The sequence below is a fragment of the Actinomadura pelletieri DSM 43383 genome (assembly GCF_003634705.1).
Classification (GTDB): Bacteria; Actinomycetota; Actinomycetes; order Streptosporangiales; family Streptosporangiaceae; genus Spirillospora; species Spirillospora pelletieri.
The window spans coordinates 159,235-168,522 of the sequence record NZ_RBWU01000008.1; the positions used below are offsets into that span (position 1 = coordinate 159,235).

Genomic DNA, 9,288 nt, shown 5'->3' on the forward strand with positions numbered 1-9,288 from the left:
CTCAGGCCACCGTCAGCTCGTAGAGGTCCCGCAGCGTGGCCGCGCGCACCGCGTCGGGCAGCGACACCGGCCGGCCCGTCCGCCGCTCCAGGGCGCTGAGCAGGGTCAGCAGGTGGAGGGAGTCCCAGGAGGGGAGCCGGTCGAGCCGTTCGCCGGCGTCCTCGGCCGACACCGTGATCCCGAGCTCCTGGTCGAGGAGGGCGATGAAGTCGTCGATCGTGTCCACTAGGCGTCTCCTGCGAGGTCGGCGGGACGAAGTTCCTCGGTCAGCGTGATGTGGTCCGGGGTGTCCACGATGTCGGCCAGATCGTGCCGGTACGTGGTCGTGGGACCGTCCTCGGCGACCTGCTCGAAGCCGTAGCGCGGGTAGAAGTCCCTGGCCCCGTGGTTCTTGGCGGTCTTGCGGTAGTCGGCCAGCACCTCCTCGGCGCCGGTGGACCTGGCGTACCTGAGGATCGCGGCGAGCGCGGTCGGCTCGATGCCGCGGGAGAAGACCCGGCAACTGAGCAGGAAGTTCTCGATGTGGACGGTCGCGCCGACCCGGCGGGTCAGCACCGCGCCCACCAGGCCGTTGTCGCCGAAGCGGTCGCGGGTGCGGACGGCGAGCACGAGCGCGTCCGGGTCGGCGACCCGTTCCCGGACCTCGGTTCGTCCGAGCCGCAGGCCGGTGAGGTTGAACTGGTTGGTCCGCTGCGTGAGCTGCGAGATCCGTGCCGTGTCGGCGTCGTCGGCGGCGGTGAGGCGCACCTCGACGCGCAGCTCGTGGAGGTAGTCCTCGATCGACTCGAAGCCGTCCAGGAAGTCCTTGCGGACCACCTCGACGCGGTACCGGTCGACCCTGGCCCGGTCGTCGGCCGTCAGTTCCCGGGTGGTGAACCAGCCGTCCCGCAGGAGCCGGTCGAGGTGCAGTGCCGGTTCGCCGTCGACCCGGATCACCGTGACGCCGGGGAGCGAGTGCCGCACCAGCCCGCACTCGTAGGGGCTGTCGTCGACGAAGACGAAAGCGTCGGTGCCGATGTTGAGCGTGGCGGCGAGGTCGGCGATGCTCTCGTTCTTCGGACCCCAGCTCGCCGCGATCCGGACGAAGTCCTTCTCCCGCAGCGTCATCCCCGGATGGGAGTCGAGGACCGCGCGGACGGGCTCCAAATCGTTCTTGCTGACCGCCGCGAGCAGCACCCCCTGGGCGCCGATCTGCTTGACGACCCGTTGGAAGGCGCCGAACGCCTCCCCGCGCATGCCCTCGCCGATCTCGATGCCCTCCGGGCCGTCCTCGCCGAGGACGCCGCCCCAGAGCGTGCCGTCGAGGTCGAGCGCCAGGGCCTTCGCGGTGCGGCCGGTGAGGTGGCGGGCGATGTGGCCGACCTCGCGGGCGTACTCGGCGAGCAGCCCGGCGGACAGGTGCGCCTTCGCGTAGACGCTCTGCCGGAGATCGTCGGCGGGGACGCCGTCGGCGACCAGCGGGTCGAGGTCGAGCACGTAGACGCTCGGGCGACGCTCCGCCATCCGCAGCAACCGGGCGTTGGCCTCCCGCCACACCGCCCCGAGCCGGGCGCGGGCGAGATGGTCCACGAGCTGGGCCGGGAAACGGCGGGGCAGCGGGACGGTGTTGAGCACCAGCACGCCCCGCCCGGCGGCCTCGAACCGCTCCGCGAGCCCGTCGATGAGCTTGAGCTTCCGCTCCCACGCGCGTTCGACGTCGTCCGGCCGCCACGGGACCGGCACGTCGTCGAAGATGACGGCCGGGTCGAGCACGCAGGTCACCAGGTCGGGCCGGGCCGCGTACAGGCCGCTGTCCGGATCGCCGAGGTCGAACACGTAGCCGTCGAAGTCCCCGACGTGCGGGCGCAGCAGCAGCCCGTGCCTGGCCAGTTGCGCGGTCAGCGCGGGGACCAGGGCGGGCAGCGTTCCGTGGCCGGTGACGGCGACGGTGAGGGACGGGGTGTCCGGGTGCTCGGCGGTGACGTCGGCCGGGTCGAGCCGGGCCAGCAGGTGGCCGGCCTGGAGCAGTTCGGTGTCGGACAGGCCGGCCAGCAGGCCCGCGACGCGCGGGTACTCGGCGGCGAGCCGTCCCGTCCGGTGCAGCTCGCGCAGCGTGTCGGCCGGGCCGGGGGCTTCGGAGCCGGAGGCTTCGGGCATGGTGATCAGACCTTCTCCAGGGCGAAGCCCGCCTTGATCCATTTGCTGGACTCGATCGCGATGCCGATCGTCCGGTCGCCGCCGATCATGCGCGGAAGGGCCTGTTCCAGCTGGAAGAACGGCAGCGCGTTGCCGGTGTTGCCGATGTCGACGACGCAGCTGACCTCCTCGGCGGCGGGCAGCCCGAGGCCCTCGGTGATCCGCGCGGTCATCCGTCCCGAAAGCTGCGGCGGCAGCAGGTAGTCGACGTCGGTCTCCTTCCAGTCCAGCTCGTCGAGCAGCGCGTCCAGGACGTCGACGGCGAGCGCGGGGACGGACTCCTCGATCGCCTTGTAGTCCTCCACGACCGGGGAGCGGTCGGAGCCGCGGTCGCCACGGCCGAACCACTCGACGACCTGCCCCGGCGGCCGGTTCAGCCCGACCAGCCGGAGCAGCACGTGCCGGATCACCGCCGATCCCGGCGCGGGTTCGGTGCCGAGGACCGCCGCGCCCGCGCCGTCGCCGAACAGCAGCACGTTGACCTGTTCGGCGGACGGCAGGGCGGCGAAGTCCGCGGCCGTGTCGAAGTGCTTGGCGCTGTTGTCGCCGCCGAGGACAAGGGCGTGCCCGTCGCCGCGGGCGCGCAGCAGCGTGCGTGCCACGTCCAGTGCCTGGACGGCGCCGCAGCATCCCGACTGGAGTTGGTAGGTGGGAACGTCGTTGATACCGAGCCGTTCGGCGACCATGTTGACCGTCGCGGGCATGAGCTGGTCGGGCGACGCGGTGCCCATCACCACCAGGTCGATGTCGGCGGCGGTGAGCCCGGCGGACTCCAACGCCCGAGCGCCGGCCTGTTCACCCAGGTCGGCGAGAGAGTGGCGGGTCTCGCCTGTGTCCAGGTCGATGGCGAAGTGACGGCCGCGGGTGCCGATGAAGGAGTCCACCCACTCCTCCCACACCGACGGGACGCCGAGGCGGCGGATCAGCGTGGCGTTGTCCACCGGAGGGCCCGGAAGAGCCGTGCCGACGGAGCGGAGATGGATGTCAGGGCCGCTCATCCTGGTCCTTCCAGCACTGCGTGAATAAGGTCGCGGATTCTCATGGTCGACGGCGCCGCTTAAGCGGAACTAGGCCCGCGCTGACGCCCGCTCGCCGGGCTCGGTCCCGGTGTTCGCCGCGCCGAACCAGGCGGTGAGGGCGTCCCGGAGTCCGGTGCCGTCGGGCGTGGCGGTCGCCCAGGCGACCCGTCCGTCCGGTCGGAGCAGCAGCGCGGCGGCGTCGATCCGTTCGGTCGGTTCGGCGGTGACGGCGTCCACCCGGTCGTCCCAGCCGGTGACGCCGTTCGCGGCCATGGAGCCGCGGGACAGGTCGAGCAGGACGCCGCGTCCGGAACGCAGGCACGCGGCGACGCCCGTCGGCCCGTCCGGCGTCTCGATCGGGATGTCGGGGAGGCGGTGGCCGACCAGCGGATGGTCCACCGCGTTCGGGCCGGGCTCGTACCGGACGTCCATCCCGCCGACCAGCTTGACGAGATGCTCGTTGACCTGGTCGAGCCTGATCAGCTCGGCGAACAGTTCGCGCAGCGGCTCGGCGGCGGCCATCGGATGCATGAGCGGGATCTGCGCCTGCGTGGTACGGCACGCGCGGGCGCCGACCGGGTGGCGTTCGGCGTGGTAGGTGTCCAGCAGCGCGGGCGGGGCCCAGCCGTGCACGGCGGCGGCGAGCTTCCAGCCCAGGTCGACCGCGTCCTCGAGTCCGGTGCTGAGGGCCTGCCCGCCGAGCGGGAAGTGCACGTGGGCGGCGTCGCCGGCGAGGAACACGCCCCGGTCGCGGTAGGCGGCGGCGTGCCGGGTGACATGGAACCAGCGCGACAGCCAGCGCGGTTCGCCGAGCGTGACCTGTTCCCCGGTGACCTCGGCGATGCGGCGGCCGAGTTCGTCGAGCGTGACGGGCGCGTTCCGGTCGGGCGGCTCCACCCCGAACTCGGCGGTGGTCACCCGGAGCGTCTCGGGGCTGGACGGCGACACGGTGAACAGGCCGCCGGGATGGATGTGCGGGCCGAGCCGCTGGAACAGCTCGTCGCTCACCGCCAGCTCCCCGATCAGCCCGTAGAAGGGGGACTCGGTTCCCGGGAACTCGATGCCGGCGAGCCGCCGTACCGTGCTGTCGGGCCCGTCGCAGCCGACCAGGAACCGGCAGCGCAGAGACTCCTCCCCGGTCGCGGTACGGACCCGCGCCACGACGCCCTCGTCGTCCTGGTCCAGGCCGACGAGTTCGTGACCGCGCCGGACGTCCGCGCCCAGCTTCACGGCGTGCTCCTCCAGGCGCCGCTCCAGCGCCGTCTGGGGGAGGGCGTAGTTGTATTCGCGCGGCTCCTTCAGCGCGGTGGGGTCGAGGCCGAGGTGCGCGAAGAACGCGCGGGGGAACTCCATGCCGTCGCCGCGCAGCGCGTCCATGACGCCCCGCTGGACGAGCAGTTCGACGACGGTCGGGTTGACGGCCATGCCCGGCGAGTCGATCCGCGGTTCGGGCAGCCGTTCCAACACGATCGTCTCGACGCCCGCGGTTCCGAGTTCGCACGCGAGCATCAGCCCGGCCGGGCCCGCGCCGACGATGATGACGTTCCGGTTCATGACGTGCTCCTTGTGACGAGGGTGTGGATGTGGCGGGCGATCCCGGCGGGGGTCGGGTCGTCGAACACCGCCGCGGGGGACAGGCGCACCCCGACCGGGCGCAGCCGGGCGCTCAGTTCCAGCGCGGCGAACGACGACAGCCCGTGGTCGAGGAGGCTGGCGCCGGTGTCCAGCTCCTCGGGCGAGTCGAGGCCGAGCACGTCCGCGGCGTGGGCGCGGACGAGGTCGAGCAGCAGGGACGCGCGTTCCTCGTCCGGCGCCTCGCGCAGCCGCTCCAGCCAGGAGTCGTCCGCCGGCTCCTCGGTGCGGCTCAGGAGCCGCCGCGCCTCGGGAACCTCGCGGAACAGCGCGCCCCGGCCCTCGGCGGCCAGCTCCGGCACGAGGAATTCCCACGCGATGTCGGCCACGACGACGGACGCGGTCGCGGGGTCGGTCGCGCGTTCGAGGACGGTCATGGCGTACCGGGGCGGGATGGGGCGCAGCCCCCACGTGGTGTCCGCCTGCGCGTTCTCGTCCGAGGGGCCCCACGCCACGGTGAGGGCGGGGAGGCCGCGGGCCCTGCGCCGGTGGGCGAGCGCGTCCAGGAACGCGTGCCCGGCGGCGTCCGCCGCGCGGCCGGGGGCGCCGAGGACCCCGGCGGCCGAGCACAGGATCACGAAGGCCGACAGGTCGAGTTCGGAGGTCAGTTCGTCGAGGTTCGTGGCGGCTGCGGGGTCGGCGTCGTCGACCGCCACGTGCACGACGGCGGTGAGCGGTCGCGTCGCCGGAATCGACTCCGGCAGGCGGGCGAGCGCGTCGCGGTCGGTGAGGTCGCACGCCGTCCAGGTCACCTGGGCACCGAGCCCGGCCAGTTCGTCGGTCGGTTCGTCGGGCTCGTTCTTCCCGGTCAGGAGGAGGTGCGGGGCGCCGTGCTCGGCCAGCCAGCGGGCCGCCTCCGCCCCGGCCACGGTGTCGGCGCCGGTCACCAGGACGGTGCCGGACGGTCGCCAGGCCGCGCCGTCCGCCGCGTCCAGGGGCGCGCCCACCAGCCGACGGGCGAACACCCCGGACGACCGCACGGCGATCTGATCCTCGTCCGGCTCTCCGGCGAGCACGGCGCGCAGCAGATCACCGGCCCGCTGGTCCGGGTCGGACGGAAGGTCGACCAGCCCGCCCCAGCGCGGCGGCCGCTCGGCCGCGAGGGACTGCACCAGGCCCCAGATCTCGGCCTGACCGGGGTCGACCGGCGGATCGGACGGGCCCGTGGAGACCGCGCCGCGGGTCGCCGCCCAGATCGGAGCCCGGATCGCGGCACGGTCCAGCGCCTCCGCCAGCCGCCGTGTCGGTTCGATCCGGTCCTCGTCGAGCGCGAGGAGGGACAGCACGCCTTCCACGCCGGTGCCGGTGACCGCGTTCCGGAGGCGGTCGGCGAGTTCGTCCGGCCCGGTGTCCTCCGGACCCACGGCGATCTCGGCGCCGTGCTCGCCGAACGCCTCGGCGACCGTCTTCACGAGGGGGTCGCCGGCGTTCCGCCGCGGTGTCACCAGCAGCCATCTGCCCGCGGGCGTGCCGACCCGCGGGTGTGCCGCCGGGAGCCAGGCGATCCGGTGACCCCAGCGCGCACGCCGCCGCCGTGCCGACAGCGCGGGCAGCAGCGCGGCCAGCGCCGTCCGCTGCTCGCCGGTGATCCGGAGGTCGCGGGCGACGGCGTCGAGATCGGCGGCCTCGACCGCGTCCCAGAAGGGCGACTCCGCGGCGGGCCGTCCGTCCGCGCCCTCGGTGCCCGGCACGTCGATCCAGTAGCGGCGGCGCTGGAAGGCGTAGGTGGGCAGCGGGACGCGACGGGTGCGGGCCGCGCCGAACCACGTCCGCCAGCCGACCGGGCACCCGGCGGTGTGGACGGTGGCCAGCGCCGTCAACGCCGTGCGGACCTCGGGCCGCCGGGCCCGCAGCACCGAGACGGACACCGCGCCGGGCGACTCGCCGTCGTCGTCCGGGCGGTCCTGCGCCATCGCGGTGAGCACCGCGTCGGGACCCAGTTCCAGGTAGGTGGTGACCCCTTCGGAGCGGAGGGTCGCGATCGCGTCCGCGAACCGGACGGTGCCGCGGATGTGGTCGGTCCAGTAGTCGGGCGAGCGCAGCTGCTCGTCCGTGGCGATCTTCCCGGTGAGGTTGGAGACGATCGGAATGGCGGCCGGGGAGTAGTCGAGCCGCTCCGCGACGGCCCGGAACCGGTCGAGGATCACATCGGTGTGGGGCGAGTGGAACGCGTGGCTGACCTGGAGGCGGCGGGTCCGGTGGCCGCGCTTCTTCCACTCGTCGGCGAGGCGCAGGACGAGGTCGTGGTCGCCGGAGATGACGGTGGACGACGGCGAGTTGACCGCGGCGACCGAGACCCGGTCCTCGTGGCCGGCCAGGCTCTCGCGCACCTCGTCCTCCGGGGCGCGGACGGACACCATCGCGCCGTGCTCGGTGATCTCCTGCATGAGCCGGCCGCGGGCCGCGACGAGCGCGCAGGCGTCGGCGAGGGAGAGCACCCCGCCGACATGCGCGGCGGTGATCTCGCCGACGGAGTGTCCGGCGAGGTGGCCGGGACGGACCTCCCAGCTCTCCAGCAGCCGGAACAGCGCCGTCTCGAGCGCGAACAGGGCCGGTTGCGCGTGCCGGGTCTCGTGGAGACGGTCGTCGTCGGGCGCGAACATGATGTCGCGGAGCGGCTGTTCGAAGTGCGCGCAGACGTCGTCCAGGGCGCGGGCGAAGACGGGGAACGCGTCGTACAGCTCGCGACCCATGCCGGGACGCTGGCTGCCCTGCCCGGTGAACAGGAAGGCGGGCCCGCCGCCGCGCGCGGTGACCTGGTTCTGGATCACGGCGGAGCCGGTCCGCCCGCGGCCGAGCGCGTCCAGCCCTTCGAGGAGGCCGGCCCGGTCGTCGGCGACGATCGCGGCGCGGTGCTCGAACTGCGTGCGGGTGGAGATCAACGCATGGGCGATGTCCGCGGGGTCGGCGTCCGGGTCGTCCTGGACGTGCGTGAGGAGCCGGGCGGCCTGGTCGCGCAACGCGGCCGGGCTCTTGGCGGAGAGCAGCCACGGCAACGCCGTGGGGACGGCCGGCGCGCCGCCGTCGGCCGTCTCGCCGCCCTCGGCGGGTGGTTCGGGTGCCTGTTCGAGGACGATGTGCGCGTTGGTCCCGCTGATCCCGAACGAGGACACCCCGGCCCGGCGGGGCCGTTCGACCTCCGGCCAGGGCACGGCCTCGGTGAGGAGTTCGACGGCGCCGGAGTCCCAGTCGACGTGCGGGGACGGCTGGTCGATGTGCAGGGTGCGGGGCAGCAGACCGTGGTTGATGGCCTCGACCATCTTGATGACGCCCGCGATCCCGGCGGCGGCCTGGGTGTGGCCGATGTTGGATTTGATGGAGCCGAGCCGGAGCGGCCGGTCTACGGGGCGGTCCTGCCCGTAGGCGGCCAGCACGGCCTGGGCCTCGATGGGGTCGCCGAGCGTGGTGCCGGTGCCGTGCGCCTCCACCGCGTCGACGTCCCGTGGCGCGAGCCGCGCGTCCGCCAGTGCCGCGCGGATCAGCCGTTCCTGGGACGGGCCGTTGGGGGCGGTCAGCCCGTTGCTGGCACCGTCCTGGTTGACCGCCGACCCGCGCACGACCGCGAGGATCGGATCGCCGTCCCGTTGCGCGTCCGACAGCCGCTTCAGCAGGACGAGCCCGGCGCCCTCGGCCCAGCCGGTGCCGTCCGCCGCCGCGGCGAACGACTTGCAGCGCCCGTCGGCCGCCAGACCGCGCTGCCGGCTGAACTCGACGAACACGCCGGGGGTCGCCATGACCGTCACGCCGCCCGCCAGCGCCAGATCGCTCTCACCCCGCCGGAGTGACTGGGCGGCCAGGTGGATCGCCACCAGGGACGAGGAGCACGCGGTGTCCACCGTCACCGCCGGCCCCTCGAACCCGAACGTGTACGCCACCCGGCCCGACGCGACGCTGCTCGCGCTGCCGTTGCCGAGATAGCCTTCGAAACCGTCCGGCGGGTGCGGATACAGGCGCGCCGCGTAGTCGTCGTACATCACCCCGGCGAACACGCCGGTGCGACTGCCCCGCAGGTCGGCGGGGACGATCCCGGCCCGTTCGATCGCCTCCCAGGCGGTCTCCAGCAGCAGCCGCTGCTGCGGGTCGATCGCGAGGGCCTCACGCGGGCTGATGCCGAAGAACGCCGGGTCGAACCGGTCGGCGTCGTAGAGGAATCCGCCCTCGCGCGTGTAGCAGGTGCCCGGCCGTTCCGGGGCGGGGTCGTACAGCTCTCCGACGTCCCAGCCGCGGTCGAGCGGGAACTCCGAGATCGCGTCGACACCGCCGGCGGTGAGCCGCCACAGGTCCTCCGGCGACGCGACGTTCCCGGGGTAACGGCAGCTCATCCCGATGATCGCGATCGGTTCGCGGCGGCCGGACTCGGCCTCGGCGAGCCGTTGCCGCGTCTCGTGCAGGTCCGCGGTCACCCATTTCAGGTACTCGACGAGCTTGTCCTGATCGGTCATTCCAGCCTCACCCTCGATCG

At 73.6% G+C, this 9,288-nt stretch carries 5 protein-coding genes; all 5 read right to left on the reverse strand.

The annotated features are described in order from the left end of the window. Position 1: 1 nt before the first annotated feature. The 5 genes from BZB76_RS31665 to BZB76_RS36570 all read right to left on the reverse strand — a co-directional run bounded on the left by BZB76_RS31665 (position 2) and on the right by BZB76_RS36570 (position 9,268). Positions 2-226: an acyl carrier protein gene (locus BZB76_RS31665; RefSeq protein WP_121438113.1), complete on the reverse strand. Its 225-nt coding sequence runs from the start codon at positions 224-226 to the stop codon at positions 2-4. Beyond that, positions 226-2,136 (reverse strand): HAD-IIIC family phosphatase, encoded by a 1,911-nt coding sequence (locus BZB76_RS31670; protein ID WP_121438114.1) that lies wholly within the window; start codon positions 2,134-2,136, stop codon positions 226-228. Before BZB76_RS31670 ends, BZB76_RS31665 begins: the two co-directional genes overlap by 1 nt. A 5-nt stretch (positions 2,137-2,141) precedes the next feature. Continuing rightward, the gene (locus BZB76_RS31675; protein ID WP_121438115.1) at positions 2,142-3,173 is read right to left on the reverse strand and encodes a 3-oxoacyl-ACP synthase III family protein; all 1,032 of its coding nucleotides are present in this window, start codon (positions 3,171-3,173) and stop codon (positions 2,142-2,144) included. Positions 3,174-3,242: 69 nt separating this feature from the next. Beyond that, complete coding sequence (locus BZB76_RS31680) at positions 3,243-4,748, reverse strand: FAD-dependent monooxygenase (RefSeq protein WP_121438116.1); 1,506 nt, start codon at positions 4,746-4,748, stop codon at positions 3,243-3,245. Continuing rightward, on the reverse strand, positions 4,745-9,268 hold the full coding sequence (locus tag BZB76_RS36570; RefSeq protein WP_121438117.1) for a type I polyketide synthase: 4,524 nt from the start codon (positions 9,266-9,268) through the stop codon (positions 4,745-4,747). The genes BZB76_RS31680 and BZB76_RS36570 overlap by 4 nt, the downstream gene beginning before the upstream one ends. Positions 9,269-9,288: the final 20 nt, after the last annotated feature.

Coding starts and splice junctions, on each gene's coding strand:
- BZB76_RS31670 (WP_121438114.1), bottom strand. CDS start 2,136: ATGCCCGAAGCCTCCGGCTCCGAAGCCCCCGGCCCGGCCGACACGCTG.
- BZB76_RS31675 (WP_121438115.1), bottom strand. CDS start 3,173: ATGAGCGGCCCTGACATCCATCTCCGCTCCGTCGGCACGGCTCTTCCG.
- BZB76_RS31680 (WP_121438116.1), bottom strand. CDS start 4,748: ATGAACCGGAACGTCATCATCGTCGGCGCGGGCCCGGCCGGGCTGATG.
- BZB76_RS36570 (WP_121438117.1), bottom strand. CDS start 9,268: ATGACCGATCAGGACAAGCTCGTCGAGTACCTGAAATGGGTGACCGCG.